We start from the raw sequence: 17,805 nt of genomic DNA, 5'->3' as shown, positions 1-17,805 counted from the left end.
CTAACCTGATAGGTGTTACATGGCAGGCGCAAAAGAGATTCGCAGCAAGATTGCGAGCATCAAAAGCACGCAAAAGATCACCAGCGCCATGGAAAAAGTGGCGGTCAGCAAAATGCGCAAGGCTCAAATGCGCATGGCTGCTAGCCGTCCTTACGCGGAGCGCATTCGTCAGGTGATTGGTCATCTGGCAAACGCCAACCCGGAGTACCGCCACCCGTTCATGATCGAGCGCCCTGTGAAGCGCGTCGGTTATGTCGTAGTGAGCAGTGACCGTGGTCTGTGTGGTGGATTGAATACCAACCTGTTCAAGACTCTGGTCAAGGACATGGCGGTGAACCGTGAAAACGGTGTAGAGATCGATCTGTGCGTGGTCGGCAGCAAAGGTGCGGCATTTTTCCGCAACTTCGGCGGTAACGTCGTCGCTGCGATCAGCCACCTGGGCGAAGAGCCGTCGATCAACGACTTGATCGGCAGCGTCAAGGTGATGCTGGATGCCTACCTGGATGGCCGTATTGATCGCCTGTCCGTGGTATCCAACAAGTTCATCAACACCATGACCCAGCAACCAACAGTGGAGCAATTGATTCCGCTGGTGGCAACCCCGGATCAAGGGCTCAAGCACCACTGGGACTATCTCTACGAACCCGATGCCAAAGAGCTGCTAGACGGCCTTATGGTTCGCTACGTGGAATCGCAGGTGTACCAGGCGGTGGTCGAGAACAACGCAGCTGAACAAGCAGCGCGGATGATCGCGATGAAGAACGCCACAGACAACGCCGGTGATTTGATCAGCGATTTGCAGCTGATCTACAACAAGGCGCGTCAGGCAGCGATCACCCAAGAGATCTCGGAAATCGTCGGCGGCGCTGCCGCGGTTTAACGGTTCAAATATTAGAGGAACCAGCTAATGAGTAGCGGACGTATCGTTCAAATCATCGGCGCCGTGATCGACGTGGAATTCCCACGCGATAGCGTACCGAGTATCTACAACGCGCTGGAAGTTCAAAGCGCGGCAGGAACCACCCTGGAAGTTCAGCAGCAGCTGGGCGACGGCGTGGTTCGTACCATTGCGATGGGCTCCACCGAGGGCTTGAAGCGTGGTCTGGAAGTAACAGACTCTGGCGCAGCCATCTCCGTACCGGTCGGTAAAGCGACTCTGGGCCGGATCATGGACGTGCTGGGCAACCCGATCGACGAAGCTGGCCCGATTGCCACCGAAGAGCGCTGGGGCATTCACCGTCCTGCACCGTCCTTCGCTGAGCAGGCTGGCGGCAACGACCTTCTGGAAACCGGCATCAAGGTTATCGACCTGGTTTGCCCGTTCGCCAAAGGCGGTAAAGTCGGTCTGTTCGGTGGTGCCGGTGTCGGCAAGACCGTAAACATGATGGAACTGATCCGTAACATCGCCATCGAGCACAGCGGTTATTCCGTGTTCGCCGGTGTGGGTGAGCGTACTCGTGAGGGTAACGACTTCTACCACGAGATGAAGGATTCCAACGTTCTGGACAAAGTGGCACTGGTTTACGGTCAGATGAACGAGCCGCCGGGTAACCGTCTGCGCGTAGCACTGACCGGCCTGACCATGGCCGAGAAGTTCCGTGACGAAGGTAACGACGTTCTGCTGTTCGTCGACAACATCTATCGTTACACCCTGGCCGGTACCGAAGTATCCGCACTGCTGGGCCGTATGCCTTCCGCAGTAGGTTACCAGCCGACTCTGGCTGAAGAGATGGGCACTCTGCAAGAGCGCATCACTTCCACCAAGAATGGTTCGATCACCTCGATCCAGGCCGTATACGTACCAGCGGACGACTTGACTGACCCGTCGCCTGCGACCACGTTTGCCCACTTGGACGCCACCGTCGTACTGTCCCGTGACATCGCTTCCCTGGGTATCTACCCTGCGGTAGACCCACTGGACTCGACTTCGCGCCAGCTGGACCCGAACGTCATTGGTCAGGAACACTACGACACCGCTCGCGGCGTTCAGTATGTGTTGCAGCGTTACAAAGAGCTGAAAGACATCATCGCGATTCTGGGTATGGACGAGCTGTCGGAGACCGACAAACAGTTGGTTAACCGTGCTCGTAAGATCCAGCGCTTCCTGTCCCAGCCTTTCTTCGTGGCAGAAGTCTTCACCGGTGCTTCGGGTAAATACGTTTCCCTGAAAGACACCATTGCTGGCTTCAAAGGCATCCTCAACGGTGACTACGACCACCTGCCAGAACAAGCGTTCTACATGGTCGGCGGCATCGAAGAAGCGATCGAGAAAGCCAAGAAACTGTAATCCCGGCGCCCGGAAACGGGCGCTAATTAGGTTGAGGCAAGCAAATGGCTATGACAGTCCATTGCGACATCGTCAGCGCGGAAGGGGAAATCTTCTCCGGTCTGGTCGAGATGGTGATTGCGCACGGCAACCTGGGTGATCTCGGTATCGCTCCAGGCCACGCGCCGCTGATCACTGATCTGAAGCCGGGCCCGATCCGCTTGATCAAGCAGGGTGGGGAAGCCGAGGTGTTTTACATCTCCGGTGGTTTCCTTGAGGTTCAGCCGAACATGGTCAAGGTGCTTGCCGATACTGTGCAACGTGCTGCCGACCTGGATGAAGCTTCTGCTCAGGCTGCCGTACTGGCTGCCGAGAAGGCTCTGAACGAGAAAGGCGCAGATTTCGACTACGGCTCTGCAACTGCTCGTCTGGCCGAGGCTGCAGCTCAGCTGCGCACCGTTCAGCAAATTCGCAAGAAGTTCGGCGGCTAACCCCGCTGCATTCGATGCGCGATTGAGAAAAAGGGTAGCCTCGGCTACCCTTTTTCTTTTTTCAGATTTCCTCTTTCAAGTCAGCCCGCCTTCGGCCCGGTTGCCGCTCAGTTGGTAGTCCTATCATGTCTCTCGATATCGTTATTCTCGCTGCTGGCCAAGGTACCCGGATGCGTTCCGCCTTGCCCAAGGTTCTGCATCCCGTGGCTGGCAACTCAATGCTCGGTCATGTTATCCACAGCGCGCGTCAGTTATCCCCAAGTGGAATACACGTCGTGATCGGACACGGCGCGGATGCTGTTCGTGAACAGCTGGCAGCCGATGACCTGAATTTCGTGATGCAGGACAAACAACTGGGCACAGGCCACGCTGTTGCTCAGGCGCTGCCTGCGCTTACGGCTGAGACCGTGTTGATTCTTTACGGCGATGTGCCGTTGATTGAAGTGGAGACGCTTACGCGTTTGCTCAAACTCGTCAATCCGCAGCAACTGGGCCTGTTGACTGTCACTCTGGACGATCCTACCGGCTACGGCCGCATTGTTCGCGACCAGCAGAATCGTGTCTGCGCGATTGTCGAGCACAAGGATGCGAACGATGCACAGAAGGCAATCACCGAAGGCAACACTGGCATTCTCGCGGTGCCTGCCAAGCGTCTCGCTGACTGGCTGGGGCGGCTGTCGAACAACAACGCCCAAGGCGAGTATTACCTCACAGACGTAATAGCCATGGCCGTCAATGATGGGCTGATTGTTGCTACAGAGCAGCCTTACGACGCAATGGAAGTGCAGGGTGCCAATGATCGCAAACAGCTCTCCGAGCTGGAGCGCCATTACCAGTTGCGCGAAGCCCGCCGGTTGATGGCGGGTGGTGTGACCCTGCGTGACCCTGCGCGATTCGATGTACGCGGCGAAGTCAGCGTCGGCCGTGATGTGCTGATCGACATCAACGTGATCCTCGAAGGGAAGGTAGTCATCGAGGACAACGTGGTCATCGGCCCTAACTGCGTCATCAAAGACAGCACCCTGCGCAAGGGTGTCGTCGTCAAAGCCAACAGCCACATCGAAGGCGCAATTCTGGGCGAGGGCAGCGATGCCGGCCCGTTTGCACGTCTTCGCCCTGGCAGTGTGCTGGGCGCCAAAGCGCATGTGGGTAACTTTGTCGAACTCAAGAATGCGAACCTGGGCGAGGGTGCCAAGGTTGGCCACCTGACCTATCTGGGCGATGCCGAGGTCGGCGCACGTACCAACATAGGTGCCGGGACGATTACCTGCAATTACGATGGGGCCAACAAGCACAAGACCACGTTGGGTGCAGACGTGTTCATTGGTTCTAACAACTCACTGGTTGCGCCTGTGGATATCTTTGATGGTGCGACGACCGCAGCCGGTTCGACCATCACGCAGAACGTGCCCGCTGAACAACTCGGCGTGGCTCGCGCCCGCCAACGCAACATCGAAGGCTGGAAGCGTCCGGTAAAAATCAGGAAAGACTGAGTTATCCACAGCCCGGAAAAATGATGTTCTGTGGGAGCGGACTCGTCCGCGAAAGCCATCCCCCGTTCTGGAATCTATGTAAATAGTTTTCGCGGACGAGTCCGCTCCCACGAAAAGCATTCCGGGTTGGTCCAGCTGGCCTATGCATACTTCTGAGAGCGGAGCACTGGAGCGAGAGTTACAGGAATCTCGTTCCTAAAGCTCCATTGAAAATACCCTGCCAAACCCTCTGGCCTTGACCAAACCCAAAAAATAGGTTTTGATTGCCTTCGTTATATTTCGAAACGAAACTTAAGGCTGTCATGTCGAAGCGCAATACACCACAACGTCGCCACAACATTCTCGCCCTGCTCAATGAGCTGGGTGAAGTCAGTGTCGACGATTTGGCCAGACGCTTTGAAACTTCTGAAGTTACGATTCGAAAGGATCTGGCGGCCCTCGAAACCAATGGTTTGTTGTTGCGCCGTTACGGGGGCGCAGTGCCGCTTCCTCACGAGCTGATCAGCGAAAGCAGCCAGCCGGTTTCCCGTTACAAACAGGCCATTGCCCGCGCTGCGGTTTCCCGAATTCGCGAGCACGCCAGAATTATTGTCGACAGTGGCAGCACCACGGCTGCGTTGATCCCTGAACTGGGCCAGCAACCTGGTCTGGTGGTCATGACCAACTCACTGCATGTGGCGCGAGCCCTTGCTGAGCTGGAACACGAACCGGTCCTGTTGATGACTGGCGGAACATGGGATCCGCACTCGGAGTCTTTTCAGGGGCAGGTCGCTGAACAGGTACTGCGCTCCTACGACTTCGATCAGCTGTTCATCGGTGCCGACGGCATCGATCTGATTCGTGGCACCACCACCTTCAACGAGCTGCTGGGCTTGAGCCGGGTCATGGCGGAAGTCGCCCGAGAAGTGGTGGTCATGGTCGAAGCCGACAAGGTCGGTCGCAAGATCCCCAATCTGGAGCTGCCCTGGAGCAGTATCCACACCCTTATTACTGATGATCGCCTGCCCAGTGAGGCGCGCGATCAGATACAGGCCCGCGGCATCAATCTGATTTGTGCTGCTGTCAGCTAGGAGATAACCATGTGTGGAATCGTCGGCGCCGTTGCTGAACGTAATATCACGGCCATTTTGCTCGAAGGCCTCAAGCGTCTTGAGTACCGCGGTTACGACAGCGCAGGCGTTGCTGTTTTCAGTAACGAAGGCATCCTTGAGCGCCGTCGTCGCTCGGGCAAAGTCAGTGAGCTGGAACAGGCACTGGAAGGCGAGCCGCTGATCGGTCGTCTGGGCATTGCCCACACGCGTTGGGCGACCCACGGCGCCCCGTGTGAGCGTAACGCCCACCCACACTTCTCGGCCGACACGCTGGCAGTTGTCCACAACGGCATCATCGAGAATCACGAAGCGCTGCGTGAACAGCTGAAAGGCCTGGGTTACGTCTTCGCATCCGATACCGACACTGAAGTCATCGTTCACCTGCTGCACCACAAGCTCAAGGACACGCCAGATCTGGCGGTTGCCCTGAAGGCTGCCGTGAAAGAATTGCACGGTGCCTATGGTCTTGCCGTGATCAACGCTGCACAACCGGATCGCCTGCTGGCCGCCCGCAGTGGCAGCCCGCTGGTGATCGGCATGGGCCTGGGTGAAAACTTCCTGGCCTCCGATCAACTGGCGCTGCGTCAGGTGACCGACCGTTTCATGTACCTGGAAGAAGGCGATATCGCCGAGATCCGTCGCGACAGCGTGCAGATCTGGAACGTCGAGGGTGTGTCGGTCGAGCGTGAAGTGGTGCAATATCATGAAGGCGCTGAAGCCGCTGACAAGGGCGAATACCGTCACTTCATGCTCAAGGAAATCCACGAGCAGCCCAAGGTTGTACAGCGCACCCTCGAAGGTCGCCTGGGGCAACAGCAAGTGCTGGTCCACGCATTTGGTCCACAGGCTGCCGAACTGTTCGCCAAAGTACGCAACGTTCAGATAGTGGCGTGTGGCACCAGCTACCACGCAGGCATGGTCGCGCGTTACTGGCTTGAAGGTCTGGCCGGCATTCCTTGCCAGGTGGAAGTGGCCAGCGAGTTCCGCTACCGCAAGGTCGTGGTTCAGCCGGACACCTTGTTCGTCTCGATCTCGCAATCCGGCGAAACCGCCGACACACTGGCAGCGCTGCGCAACGCCAAGGAACTGGGCTTTCTGGCCAGCCTGGCGATCTGCAACGTCGGCATCAGCTCACTGGTACGTGAATCCGACCTGACCCTGCTGACCCAGGCTGGCCCGGAAATCGGCGTGGCATCGACCAAAGCCTTCACCACCCAACTGGTCGCCTTGCTACTGCTGACCCTGTCACTCGGCCAGGTCAAAGGTTCGTTGGAAGAGGGCGTTGAAGCACAACTGGTCGAAGAACTGCGCCGCCTGCCAACCCGTTTGGGCGAAGCCCTGGCAATGGACGGCACCATCGAGAAAGTCGCCGAGCTGTTCGCCGAGAAACACCACACCCTGTTCCTCGGTCGTGGCGCGCAATTCCCGGTAGCAATGGAAGGCGCACTCAAACTCAAAGAAATCTCCTACATCCACGCCGAAGCCTATCCGGCTGGCGAGCTGAAACACGGCCCGCTGGCGCTGGTCGATGCCGACATGCCGGTCGTCACCGTCGCGCCGAACAACGAACTGCTGGAAAAACTCAAATCCAACCTGCAGGAAGTACGCGCCCGCGGCGGCGAATTGATCGTGTTCGCGGATGAGCTGGCTGGGCTCAAGAACGGCGAAGGTACTCACGTCATCGCCATGCCGCACATCATCGATGCCTTGGCACCGATTCTGTACACCGTTCCGCTGCAGCTGCTTTCGTATTATGTGGCGGTGTTGAAAGGGACGGATGTTGACCAGCCGAGGAACCTGGCGAAGTCGGTTACGGTGGAGTGAGTTATCCACAGGGGGAAATGTTGGTATTTGTGAATTAACATCGTCGCAAGCGGCCGCTTTTCCCCCACCTGTTTCCCTTAAGCCACGAACATCGCTGGCTTAGGTCCCTGAAAAGCGCAGATCCGGAATGTTCTGCATCCGCGGTGATGGGCCTTAAGGGGCCTATCACCGCGCCGCGTTACTTAAGTAGGGATGTCGCGGAAAACGTCATGGCCCCTAGGCTTCTGAGTACTTTCGCGCAATCTGCCCATGGGCTTTTCGCTTTATCCACGCTCCGCCATCAAGCCATTCAACTTCCCATACGTAAAACCCTTGAGCGCCTGCGTATCCAGCTGTCCGCGCTCGATGAAAGAGCGGGCCAGCCCCTCCATCGCGCCGTACAGGAACTCCGCAATACTTGAGCCGGCGCTCAGGCGTCTAACGCCTAGGCGCTGCAGTTCTTCGGGCGCTGACAGCCCATCGCGGGCAAGCAGGTTCACCGGTAGTGTGGAGGTGTTGCACAGTGTGGAAATCTCGGCGGGTGTGACCATACCTGCGGCGAAAATGCCGTTGGCTCCTGCCTGTGCATAAAGCGCTGCACGCCGGATGATTTCATCCAGACGCTGGGAGGCGGGCACCAGGCTTTTCAGGTAGACGTCACTGCGTGCATTGATGAATAGGTTAACGCCGTGTTTGTTGGCGACTTCTCGGGCAACTTCGATTTTGCGCACAAGTACCTCCGGTGGTGCGGCACCGTCTTCGATGTTGATACCCACGGCACCTGAAGCGACAACTGCTTCGACAACCCTGGCAACGTGCTGGAGGTCGTCGGAGTAACCGGCCTCAATGTCTACGGTCAGGGGGACGTGCAGTATTCGCGTCATGGATTCAACGCTGGCCGCCAGCCGCGTCAGGGGGAGCTGATTGCCATCGGCGTAACCATGCGCCCAAGCCATGCCCGCACTGCTGGTGGCGATCGCGGTGGCGCCCAACGACTCCACGACTTTTGCGCCGCCTGCACCGCTGACATTGGCCAGGATCAAAAGGCCATTCTTGTGCAACTCATGAAAAACATTGTCCAGTGGTTTCATAACACTTTCCTGTCTGAAAGTTGCCATCTGTCGACCTTGGCAGGCAAGCCACTGGAAATAGAAAGCCTGCCTTCGTACGGAATAGCTGCGTTGGCGCGTCAAGCCTCTTCGGTAGGCGACCACCCCAGTACGCGCTTGGCTTTTTCGTTGCTGACGGTCGGGCTGTCCTGAGTGATATTGAAAATACCACTTTGCTCTGTTTGCAACGCCAGCAGTGCGGCGCGGGCAGCGGCTTTTACGTGTACAGGGCTAGTGCCGGTCGGCTCGTCAGTGCCAGTGTCGGGCCCGTACAACTGGCCATAGCGCAAGACTGTGCCGTTCAATGCAGGCTCGCTCAGCACTTGCTGTTCCAAGGCCGCCACACCCCCCACGCTGATGCCGCGACTGCCTTGTGCCTCCACGTCCAGAGGACAGGTTTCCAGATAAGGGGTTTCGCCTGGACGGTAGGCCCAGGCGATGCTTTGAGCTATCAGACGCGTAGCGCCAGCAGCCCGAGCGGCGGCTACCAGATTACGCGTTCCTTCTGTACGGATACGTGCGTTGTTCTCGACCGCTTTTGCCATCAACTCAGGACTCAGGCCACGAGGCAGATCTGTCAGTTGATGAATAACAGCCCATGGCTGTATGCGGACCAGCTCTTCGTTTAAACGCTCGGCGTCATAGGCATCGACCACTACTGCTATAGCACCTGTGGCCTCAATGTCCTTCACTTTTTCGGCGCGACGGGTAGCGCCATACACGCTGTAGTCCGCAGCCACCAAGAGCTTGAGCATGGCTTTGCCGATTACACTAGATGCGCCAGCTACGAAAACTTTACGCGACATTGCACTCATCTCCTTGAGGTTTCATTGGGACGGAAGCAGGCCGGTGGCCAAGACTTCGCTCAAGCATCTTGGCCGCTGCGCTTGAATCCCCCAGGGGCCAAAAAACATAAAACAGACCATGACAAGAGTGCTGTGTCAGAACCGCTTTCTTGTCGTGTTCGAGTTGTTAAATCTTGCCCCTTGGGCTCACATTGAAGTGCGTGCACGACGCGCGAACATAGCATTGAACATACGCTGACCGTAGAGGCCGACGGCCAGGCCGAGTACGATCAGCACCACCGCCAGTACTTTGCTCACTGGCACGCTTTCGTTGAACACCATTACTGAGCCGAGCATGCCGAAGATAGGCACCAGCAGAGACAGTGGCGCCACTGTGGAAACCGGATAGGTTTTGAGCAGCGAGTTCCAGATCCAGTAAGCGAACAGCGTGTTGGGATAGACCTGAAACAGGATCGACAACACGGCAGTCGTATTCACCTGACTGACAAACGCGGTGTAGCCGGCGCTGCCGTTCACCGCGTAATCGAGGGCGAACAGCGGAATCGGTGCAAACGCGCTGGACCAGACCAGAAAGCCGAAGACATCCTTGGTGCTGGCCTTCTTGTTGATGATGTTGGCAACGCTCCAGGACGCCGCGCCCACCAGCACCAGCAACACGCCGGTGAGGCTCACCGAACCGTCACTGATCTTGATGATGCACAACAGCCCCGCGAGGGCGATCAACATGCCCAGCACCTGGAAGCGGGTCAGCGCTTCCTTGAACACCCAACCGCCGAGCAGGATGGTGAAGAACGCGCTGAACTGCAGCACCAAGGACGCGATGCCCGCCGACAGCCCTGCCTTGATACCCAGGTTGACCATGCCCCACAGACCAATGCCGAACACCAGGCCATAGCCGATGATGTAGCGCCACGGCACGTCGGGTTTACGGATGAAGAAAATCGCCGGTAATGCACAGAGACTGAAGCGTATACCCGCCAGGATGAGCGGATCGACGGTGGCCAGTCCCAGTTTGATCACCGAGAAATTCACACCCCAGATTGCCGTTATCAATACAGCCAACACTACGTGCAGTGGTTTCATGGATTATTTGCCTTGGTGAAGGTGGTCGTCCGCGACGGGGCAGCCCAGCGGGATGATGTTCTTGCCACCGGCTTCCCGCTGTTTCACACCATCCGTTAACTGACGATCGCGAGAAGTTTATTAAGGGTTGAACGTTATGTGGACGTCAGTTCCAGGTAGGTCCAGTACAGCAGGGCAACTGCGCTGATGGCGGCACCCAAACTACAAACGGCGACCCAGCCAAAGTGTGCATATGTATAAGTCGCAGCGATGGCACCCAGACCACTGCCTACCGAGTAGAAACACATGTAGGCACCCACCAGTCGGCTTTGCGCATCGGGGCGTGCGGCAAAGATCAGACTCTGATTGGTGACATGGACGGCTTGCACGGCGAAATCCAGTAACACCACACCCACCACCATGGCGAGTAATGAGTGTTCAACGAACGCCGTCGGCAGCCAGGACAAGGTCAACAGTGCCAGCGCGATGCCCGTGGTGCGATTGCCGAGCCCTTGGTCGGCGAGCCGTCCGGCCCGTGCCGCTGCCAGCGCACCGGCCACACCGGCGAGTCCGAACAAACCAATCTGGGTGTGTGACAGCGACAACGGCGGTGCGCTGAGCGGCAGTACCATCGACGTCCACAACACACTGAATGCGGCGAAGATCAGCAGGGCGAAGGTGCCCCGGACACGCAATGTGCGTTCGGTCAGGTACAACTGGAACACCGATCGCAGCAATTGCCAGTAGCTGCCTTTCGCCGGTGGCGTGGTGGAGGCAGGCATGGCGCGCATCAGCACCAGTGCCATGCCGATCATCAGGGCGGCCGAGACAAAATAAACGCCGCGCCAGCCGGCCAGATCAGCCACTGCACCGGAGACGAAGCGGGCCAGCAGAATTCCCAGCACCACGCCACTGGTCACGGTGCCGACGGCTTCGCCACGTTGCTCGGGACTCGCCAGCGAAGCGGCGTAGGCAACCACCACCTGCACCACGACTGCCATCAGGCCAACGAGCACCATCGAGCCGAGCAACATGCCCCAATCCTGCGACAGACCCACTGCGCACAGGGCCAGAGCTGACAGCAGCATTTGTGTAAGGATAAGTTTCTTGCGATTGAGCAAATCACCCAGCGGAACGATGAACAACAATCCGACGGCATAACCTGCTTGTGTCGCGGTCACTACGACACCAATCGTGCCCGGCGAAACCGACAGGCTGGCAGCCATCGATTCCAGCAAAGGCTGGGCGAAGTAGACGTTTGCGACCGCCATGGCGCAGGTAATTGCAAAAAGAAAAGTTTGATAGCGACTAAGCTTGGGGGTGTCCCGGGGTTGGGGAGCTTGCGTGTACCCACCGCTGGATTTTTCGGCTTCGATTTCCATCTTTACCGGGGCACGAGACTTGAACGGCATCGCTCCATCCTTGGAATATGTGGTTGCAAAAGAAAACCTTGTGTGAACTTTTAACAAGCGAGGTTGTTAAATGCAACCACATGTGTAAAACATTTTCGTCTGACGTTAGAACTTTTTACATTTCCTGCTACCTCGCCTCTAGGAGCCCCATGGCCAAACAGCAATTATTGGCGCAGAGCGAATGCCCTGTCGCCCGCACGCTTGAAGCAATCGGAGATCGCTGGGTTTTAATGATCATCCGCGACGCGTTCGACGACGTTCGCCGCTTCAGTGAATTTCAGAAACGTCTTGGTCTCGCCAAGAACATCCTCACGGTCAAGCTCAAAATGCTCGTGGAGTTGGGCGTATTCGACATTCAGCCGGCCTCCGACGGCAGTGCTTACAAAGAATATGTGCTGACTGATATGGGCCGCGCGGTGTTCCCCATCGTCGTCAGCATGCGCCAGTGGGGGGAGCGCTACTTGTTCAACGCAGGGGAGAGCTACTCGGTGCTGCTCGACAATGAATTGTCGGAGCCAGTAGAAACCATCGCCGTACGTTCCAAGGCGGGCAAGGTGCTGACTCCGGCCGATTGTCATCGTCGGGTCGTCAAGCGCTGGGGTTGACGCGAGTCGATAGCAACCGATCGCTGATCAAGTTGCTCTGTGATGATGTTGGCGGTTACAAAGCCAGCTTCGAACTGACGTTACCGAAACCGCAAGCCCTTCATAACGATTCCCTGACCACAAGCGGGCAATCTACCGGCTGGGCACCCGAGACTTCGAGGCCATCGATCAAGTACCGGGCGGCATTGCGGCCGATCTCGTAATACGGCAGTTGCACGGTGGTCAGCGCAGGGATGAACAGTTCGGAGATGCCGATCATATTGTCATAGCCCAGCACGGCGACATCACCGGGGATTTTCAGGCCACGGCCCAGCAGCAGTTGGTAGGCACAAAAGGCTATGCGGTCATTGCCGCAGATCAGAATATCGAACTGCGGACGGCCTTCAATCATGTGCCGTTCAAGGATGGCTGCGGTTTCCCCATAGGCGTCATGCTCGGAGAGGTCGTATTGCAAGAGTTCGCCGGTAGCCAGGCCGAATGCCTGGCAGGCCCGCTGCATACCCGCCTGGCGAATTTTCCAGGCCAGGCTCTTTTTTGGCAGATTGATAAACAACGGACGTCGGTAGCCTTGGCTGAACGCATGGTGCAAGGCGCGGTACTGCCCTGTTTCGTCGTCTGGCACATAACTGACGAGGCTGCTGTCATCGGCTACGCAGTTGGCGAGCACCAGCGGTTTGCTTTTCAAGCGCTGGGGAATAGTTACTTCGCGCAACCCCATGGCGCTGAAGATCAACCCGTCAGGTCGGTGGGACAGCATCAGGTCGACGTTCTGGTCGGTGGGCGGGTTGCTTAGCAGGTTGAGGATAAATACGTTCCAGCCTGCCTGCTGTGCGGTCTGTTCGATGGACAGCAGCAGCTCTACCGCAAACGGCGTTGTCGCGGTGTCCAGCGCAAACACTCCGATGGTTCGTGTCTGCAAGTTGTCGCCGCGAATCCTGCGCGCTGACAGGCTGGGTACGAATTGAAGCTCGTCAATCGCGCTACGGACTCGCTGATACGTCTCGGGGCTCAGTTTTTCCGGATTATTAAGCGCCCGGGATACCGTCATCAGGGACACACCGGCCAATCGTGCAACGTCTTTAACTGAGGTCATGCAAGGCGGGGCCTGTCAGGTTGACTGATAATTATCATGCTACAGAGGCCTGATTTTTTTCGCGACTTCAATGATTTACCTGTAAGCATCCCGAAGAGAGTTCCCAGGCATTGGCAATGCACACCCGGCCTCCGGTTCCGTTGGCAATAAGCTTTACCCCCAGGCTGTCGGTCTGTGGATAAAGGCGACTACTGAAGCTGAAGCTGCCGTTTTGGTCAAACACTTCAATGGACGAGCGATCCAGGAAGACTCGCAGCTCAAGCCGGTCCTGTTGTGGGTGTATTGCTACGCTGCGTTGACCGCTGACGTGGGTGCCCGACTGATCGCGGTCCAGTATCAAACGTTTTAGCGACGCATCGTAGTAAAGCAGAGTTTGCTCCTTGCCATCTGAACTGCAACGCAACGCCACTCCCAGGTGACCTTCGGTGCAGTCGAGCAGGTCCAGGTGCACGTGGATTTCGAGCAGATCGCCGTGTACGTCAGTCAGCCACTGAGTGCCCGCTTCGCTCCACCAGGAAGTGCCAGGCAATGGCGTGTTGCGCAGCGCTGTCAGTTCGCGTGCGGGGTACACGCAAAGGCGATCGTCGCGCAGTTCGAGTTCGCGTGGCAGGCCGAGCATTCCGCGCCAGTGATGGGTTGCTGTGGGGGTCGGGCTTTCCCACATATCGAGCCACGCCCACACCAGACGTCTGCCATCGGCAGCCACGAGGGTCTGCGCAGCATAAAAGTCATGGCCGTTATCCAGTTCGATAAAAGGCCCGCCGTTGAACTGCCATTGGCTGTCGATTTGGCCCACTCGGTAGCCGGTATGAAACTTGTTCAGTCGCTCGTAGCCCTGGGCTGGCATGCCTTGGGGGGAGTAAAGCAGTACATCGCGTCCATCAAGGCGAAACAGGTCAGGGCACTCCCACATATAACCATCGCCTTCGTTGCCGCTGGATACATAGCTCACGAATTCCCACGCGTGCAGGTCCACAGACCGATACAACGGCAGCAACGGCCTGTCGCCCAGACGCGCACCGGCAATCAGGTACCAGTGGTCATCCTGCTGCCAGACCTTCGGATCACGGAAATGAATGATTGTGTCTTGCGGCGGGCTGTCGATGACGGCGCCGTGTTTGACGAAGTTGATGCCGTCGAGACTGGTGGCCAGGCACTGCACCTGACGGATCAAAAGCTCGTCGCCTACCTCACCCAGCCAGGTGTGCCCGGTGTAGATCAGTGCCAGGGTGTCGCCACACACCACTGCGCTGCCGGAAAAACAACCGTCCCGGTCGAAGTCATCACCGGGTGCCAGGGCAATGGGCAGGTGCTGCCAATGGACCAGATCAGCACTCTTTGCATGGCCCCAGTACATTGGTCCCCATTTCGCGTCGAACGGGTGGTGCTGATAGAACACGTGATATTCGCCACGAAAGTACACCACCCCGTTAGGGTCGTTCATCCAGCCCGCAGGCGGGGCCAGGTGATAACCGGGTCGATAGTCGTGGATCACCTGCGCCAGGCTATCCTTCAACGCATGGTGCGCGCGCTCCAGTGTGTTGGACATTGGACCGTTCATGGCATTCACAGAAAAACTCATAGGGAACCCGCTTGTACGAAGTGCGGCGTGGTGTCGTGTGTCAGGTGTTGGTCGGCGTCAGAGTGGCGTTTCAAGGCCAGGCCATCGGCGTCGAACACGTGCAGATTTTCGGTATCGAACTGCAGCGCGACCCGGTCGTCCACCTGCCATCCGGCTTTTGCCTCGCAACGGCAGATCAAGGGTTCGTTCTCGTCTGTAGCGAGATGCACGTAGACCTCGCTACCCAGGTATTCGACACTGGTCACGGTGACGCCAGTGCCACTGTTCGCTGCACTTAGAGATATGTGTTCCGGACGGACACCCAGGGTCAATTGCGCGTCGTCGGCCAGGTTCGAGCTGTCGAAGGGCAGGGATGTCATGCCCAGTGCCGGGATATCGATCAGGCTGTTGCGGCTTGGTGCGTGCAAGCGGACTGGCAGAAAATTCATTCTTGGCGAGCCCAGAAAACCGGCGACGAAGACGCTGGCGGGGCGCTCATAGAGTTCGCGTGGTGAGCCAACCTGTTCGACCTGACCGCCGTTGAGGACGACAATTTTGTCAGCCAGGGTCATGGCCTCTACCTGATCGTGAGTGACGTAGATCATGGTCGAGCCCAGCCGTTTGTGGAGCCGGGCGATTTCGTTGCGCATCTGCACCCGCAACGAGGCATCGAGGTTGGAGAGTGGTTCATCGAACAACAAAATGTCCGGTTCCCGCGCCATGGCCCTGCCCATTGCAACACGCTGGCGCTGCCCACCGGACAGCTCCCTGGGCTTGCGTTGCAGCAGTTTTTCCAGTTGCAGGATCTGTGCGGTTTTCAGCACGCGTTCGCGCAGGCTGCCTTTTTCAGTCTTGGCCAGCTTGAGACCGAAACTGATGTTGTCGTAGGCGCTCATGTGCGGGTACAGAGCGTAAGACTGAAAGACCATGCCGACGCCACGCTCGCGCGGTTCCAGGTCATTGACCCGGCGTCCGTCGATCAGCAGGTCGCCACCACAGATCGAATCCAGCCCGGCGATCAAGCGCAGCAGCGTCGACTTTCCGCAGCCCGAAGGGCCAACGAACACAACGAACTCACCCGCAGCGATTTCCAGGCTGACATCGCGCAGAATGCGCGTGCCGCCCAATTGCTTGTTGATGTTGGCTAGCTTCAATTTCATCACGATGCTGTTCCTTGTCAGTTGTGTGCATCAACCTTTCAACGCGCCGGCAGTGAGGCCGGAAACGATGCGGCGCTGGAAGATCAGCACCAGAATCACCAGTGGGACGGTCACCAGCACCGACGCCGCCATCAACAGGCCCCAGGGCAATTCGTGGGAGCTGCCGCCCGAAATCAGGGCGATGGCGACCGGGACCGTTCGTTGCGCGTCTGTCAGGGTGAAGGTCAGGGCAAACAGGAACTCGTTCCACGCGGCAATAAAAGCCAGCAGGCCGGTCGTGACCAGTGCGGGCCACAGCAGCGGCAACAGCACGCGGGTCAGCGTGACCCAGGGCGATGCGCCGTCCATGATTGCCGCTTCTTCCAGCTCATGCGGCAGTTGCCCCATGAACGTGGTCAGCACCCAGACGGTGAAGGGCAGGGTAAAAATCGTGTAGCTGAGGATCAGTGCCCATGAGGTGTTATAGAGACCCAGCGCGCGGATGACTTCAAACAGCCCCGAGAGCACCGCGACCTGAGGAAACATCGAGACGCCGAGCACCATCATCAGCACCGTGCCGCGGCCTCGGAACTTGACCCTGCCCAGGGCGTAGGACGCCGTCAGGCCCAGGAACAGCGCCAGCGCTACCACACTCAGCGCAACCACCAGCGAGTTGGCGATGGCCTGCAGGAATGACGCCTGACTGAGGACCGCTGCGTAATTGGAGAAGTCGGCTTCGGTGATCCAGTAGCTCACTTCAAACAAGGCACTGGACGGCTTCAGCGATGTCACGATGGCGTAGTAGAAAGGGAATATGGCGTAGAGCAGCAAGATCCCGATCAGGCACCAGAAACCCACACGTAGCAGGGCTTTCTTCAGTTGGCGCAGGTTCATGAACGCACCTCCAGTTGGCGACGGCCGAGGTACAGATAAAGCATGGCAATCACTGCCACTACCAGAAACAGCAGGGTGGAGGCGGCGCTGCCGTAGCCGACGTCCTGGAACTCCACCAGGTGCTGGCGGGCATAGACCGACATGCTCATGGTGCTCGAAGAGTTGGAGGTCAGGACGTAGATGACGTCGAAGACCCGCAACGAATCGAGAATGCGAAAGATCGCGGCGACCAACAAGGCGGGCATCAGCAACGGCAAGGTGACTCGCCAGAACACCCGCACAGGATGAATGCCGTCGACCCTGGCGGCTTCGTAGCAGTCGCTTGGCAGCATCTGCAGTGCCGCGAGCATAAGCAGGGTGACAAAGGGCACGGTCTTCCAGACGTCGACGATGATCACTGCCCACATCGACAGGTCCGCATCTGCCGTCCAGGCCAGCGGCGCGTCGATCAGGCCTAGGCTCAGCATCATATGGTTGATGATGCCGAACTGGTCATTGAGCATCCATGACCAGATCTTCGCCGAGACGATGGTCGGAATCGCCCAAGGGATCAGAATCAACGCACGGACCAGCGCGCGGCCGGTGAACTTGACGTTCAACAGCAACGCCACCATCAGTCCCAGGACCATTTCCAGCCCGACCGACACCACGGTGAAGTGCAGGGTGTTGCGCACCGCGTTCCACCATTGCGGATCGACCAGAACGCCTGACCAGAGGGTGCCGTCGTAGAGCAGATAATTGCTCAGGCCAATGAATGAGCCGCCTTCAGTGTCCGACAGGTCGGCGTCGGTAAGGCTGAACCAGAATGTGCGAAGTAACGGCCAGGCCGCCACCAGCGTCAGGCACACCAGCATCGGCGTCAGAAACAGCCAGGCGGCGCGTAGCCTGCGACGTTGTACAGGCGTTTCCCGGGTGACGAGTTCGTCGTCTCCGGGGAAGTCGGTAGAAGAGACGGGCATGTTGATCTCCTTACGTGTGGC

The 17,805-nt window shown here is 58.0% G+C and carries 16 protein-coding genes; 7 read left to right on the top strand and 9 right to left on the bottom strand.

Going from position 1 to position 17,805, the window contains the following annotated elements:
- Window positions 1-19: 19 nt before the first annotated feature.
- The 6 genes from atpG (at window position 20) to glmS (ending at window position 7,165) form a co-directional block, all read left to right on the top strand.
- Window positions 20-880, top strand: coding sequence for a F0F1 ATP synthase subunit gamma (gene atpG, locus RYA97_RS24255; RefSeq protein WP_003367855.1), 861 nt, complete (start codon window positions 20-22; stop codon window positions 878-880).
- A 27-nt stretch (window positions 881-907) separates the two neighbouring features.
- Entirely contained in the window at window positions 908-2,287 is a 1,380-nt protein-coding gene (gene atpD, locus RYA97_RS24250; RefSeq protein ID WP_002555982.1) for a F0F1 ATP synthase subunit beta, read from the top strand.
- A gap of 44 nt (window positions 2,288-2,331) precedes the next feature.
- A complete protein-coding gene (locus RYA97_RS24245; RefSeq protein ID WP_002555981.1) occupies window positions 2,332-2,757 on the top strand; it encodes a F0F1 ATP synthase subunit epsilon in 426 nt (141 codons plus the stop codon).
- A gap of 125 nt (window positions 2,758-2,882) precedes the next feature.
- Complete coding sequence (gene glmU / locus RYA97_RS24240) at window positions 2,883-4,250, top strand: bifunctional UDP-N-acetylglucosamine diphosphorylase/glucosamine-1-phosphate N-acetyltransferase GlmU (RefSeq protein WP_005744948.1); 1,368 nt, start codon at window positions 2,883-2,885, stop codon at window positions 4,248-4,250.
- 302 nt (window positions 4,251-4,552) lie between these two features.
- Window positions 4,553-5,320 (top strand): DeoR/GlpR family DNA-binding transcription regulator, encoded by a 768-nt coding sequence (locus RYA97_RS24235; protein WP_005744946.1) that lies wholly within the window; start codon window positions 4,553-4,555, stop codon window positions 5,318-5,320.
- Between the two features lie 9 nt (window positions 5,321-5,329).
- Window positions 5,330-7,165, top strand: coding sequence for a glutamine--fructose-6-phosphate transaminase (isomerizing) (glmS, locus tag RYA97_RS24230; protein ID WP_016981477.1), 1,836 nt, complete (start codon window positions 5,330-5,332; stop codon window positions 7,163-7,165).
- Between the two features lie 263 nt (window positions 7,166-7,428).
- On the opposite strand, the gene RYA97_RS24225 is transcribed toward glmS, so the two are convergent.
- The 4 genes from RYA97_RS24225 to RYA97_RS24210 all read right to left on the bottom strand — a co-directional run bounded on the left by RYA97_RS24225 (window position 7,429) and on the right by RYA97_RS24210 (window position 11,533).
- Entirely contained in the window at window positions 7,429-8,235 is an 807-nt protein-coding gene (locus RYA97_RS24225) for an isocitrate lyase/phosphoenolpyruvate mutase family protein (RefSeq protein ID WP_005781353.1), read from the bottom strand.
- A gap of 98 nt (window positions 8,236-8,333) precedes the next feature.
- Window positions 8,334-9,059, bottom strand: a complete 726-nt coding sequence (locus tag RYA97_RS24220) for an NAD-dependent epimerase/dehydratase family protein (protein ID WP_016981479.1) — start codon at window positions 9,057-9,059, stop codon at window positions 8,334-8,336.
- Window positions 9,060-9,245: 186 nt separating this feature from the next.
- Window positions 9,246-10,142 carry an EamA family transporter gene (locus tag RYA97_RS24215; protein ID WP_016981480.1) on the bottom strand — a complete coding sequence of 299 codons (897 nt, stop codon included), beginning with the start codon at window positions 10,140-10,142 and terminating at the stop codon, window positions 9,246-9,248.
- A gap of 134 nt (window positions 10,143-10,276) precedes the next feature.
- A complete protein-coding gene (locus RYA97_RS24210) occupies window positions 10,277-11,533 on the bottom strand; it encodes an MFS transporter (RefSeq protein ID WP_046832882.1) in 1,257 nt (418 codons plus the stop codon).
- 149 nt (window positions 11,534-11,682) lie between these two features.
- Between RYA97_RS24210 and RYA97_RS24205 the strand changes: the two genes are divergently transcribed.
- Window positions 11,683-12,138, top strand: coding sequence for a winged helix-turn-helix transcriptional regulator (locus tag RYA97_RS24205; RefSeq protein ID WP_005756893.1), 456 nt, complete (start codon window positions 11,683-11,685; stop codon window positions 12,136-12,138).
- 100 nt (window positions 12,139-12,238) lie between these two features.
- Here RYA97_RS24205 and RYA97_RS24200 read toward each other — a convergent pair whose 3' ends face one another.
- The 5 genes from RYA97_RS24200 to RYA97_RS24180 all read right to left on the bottom strand — a co-directional run bounded on the left by RYA97_RS24200 (window position 12,239) and on the right by RYA97_RS24180 (window position 17,784).
- On the bottom strand, window positions 12,239-13,231 hold the full coding sequence (locus RYA97_RS24200; RefSeq protein ID WP_005781366.1) for a LacI family DNA-binding transcriptional regulator: 993 nt from the start codon (window positions 13,229-13,231) through the stop codon (window positions 12,239-12,241).
- 67 nt (window positions 13,232-13,298) lie between these two features.
- Entirely contained in the window at window positions 13,299-14,813 is a 1,515-nt protein-coding gene (locus RYA97_RS24195) for a glycoside hydrolase family 32 protein (RefSeq protein WP_039847485.1), read from the bottom strand.
- On the bottom strand, window positions 14,810-15,955 hold the full coding sequence (locus RYA97_RS24190) for a sn-glycerol-3-phosphate ABC transporter ATP-binding protein UgpC (protein WP_316893230.1): 1,146 nt from the start codon (window positions 15,953-15,955) through the stop codon (window positions 14,810-14,812). Before RYA97_RS24190 ends, RYA97_RS24195 begins: the two co-directional genes overlap by 4 nt.
- Window positions 15,956-15,982: 27 nt before the next feature.
- Window positions 15,983-16,825, bottom strand: coding sequence for a carbohydrate ABC transporter permease (locus RYA97_RS24185; RefSeq protein ID WP_005744932.1), 843 nt, complete (start codon window positions 16,823-16,825; stop codon window positions 15,983-15,985).
- Window positions 16,822-17,784 (bottom strand): carbohydrate ABC transporter permease, encoded by a 963-nt coding sequence (locus RYA97_RS24180; RefSeq protein WP_005781372.1) that lies wholly within the window; start codon window positions 17,782-17,784, stop codon window positions 16,822-16,824. Before RYA97_RS24180 ends, RYA97_RS24185 begins: the two co-directional genes overlap by 4 nt.
- Window positions 17,785-17,805 lie beyond the last annotated feature (21 nt).

Source organism: Pseudomonas syringae group sp. 26L6 (genome assembly GCF_032587815.1).
Classification (GTDB): Bacteria; Pseudomonadota; Gammaproteobacteria; order Pseudomonadales; family Pseudomonadaceae; genus Aquipseudomonas; species Aquipseudomonas amygdali.
Note: the sequence above shows the minus strand (reverse complement) of the source record. Positions and strands in the feature narration are given on the sequence as shown.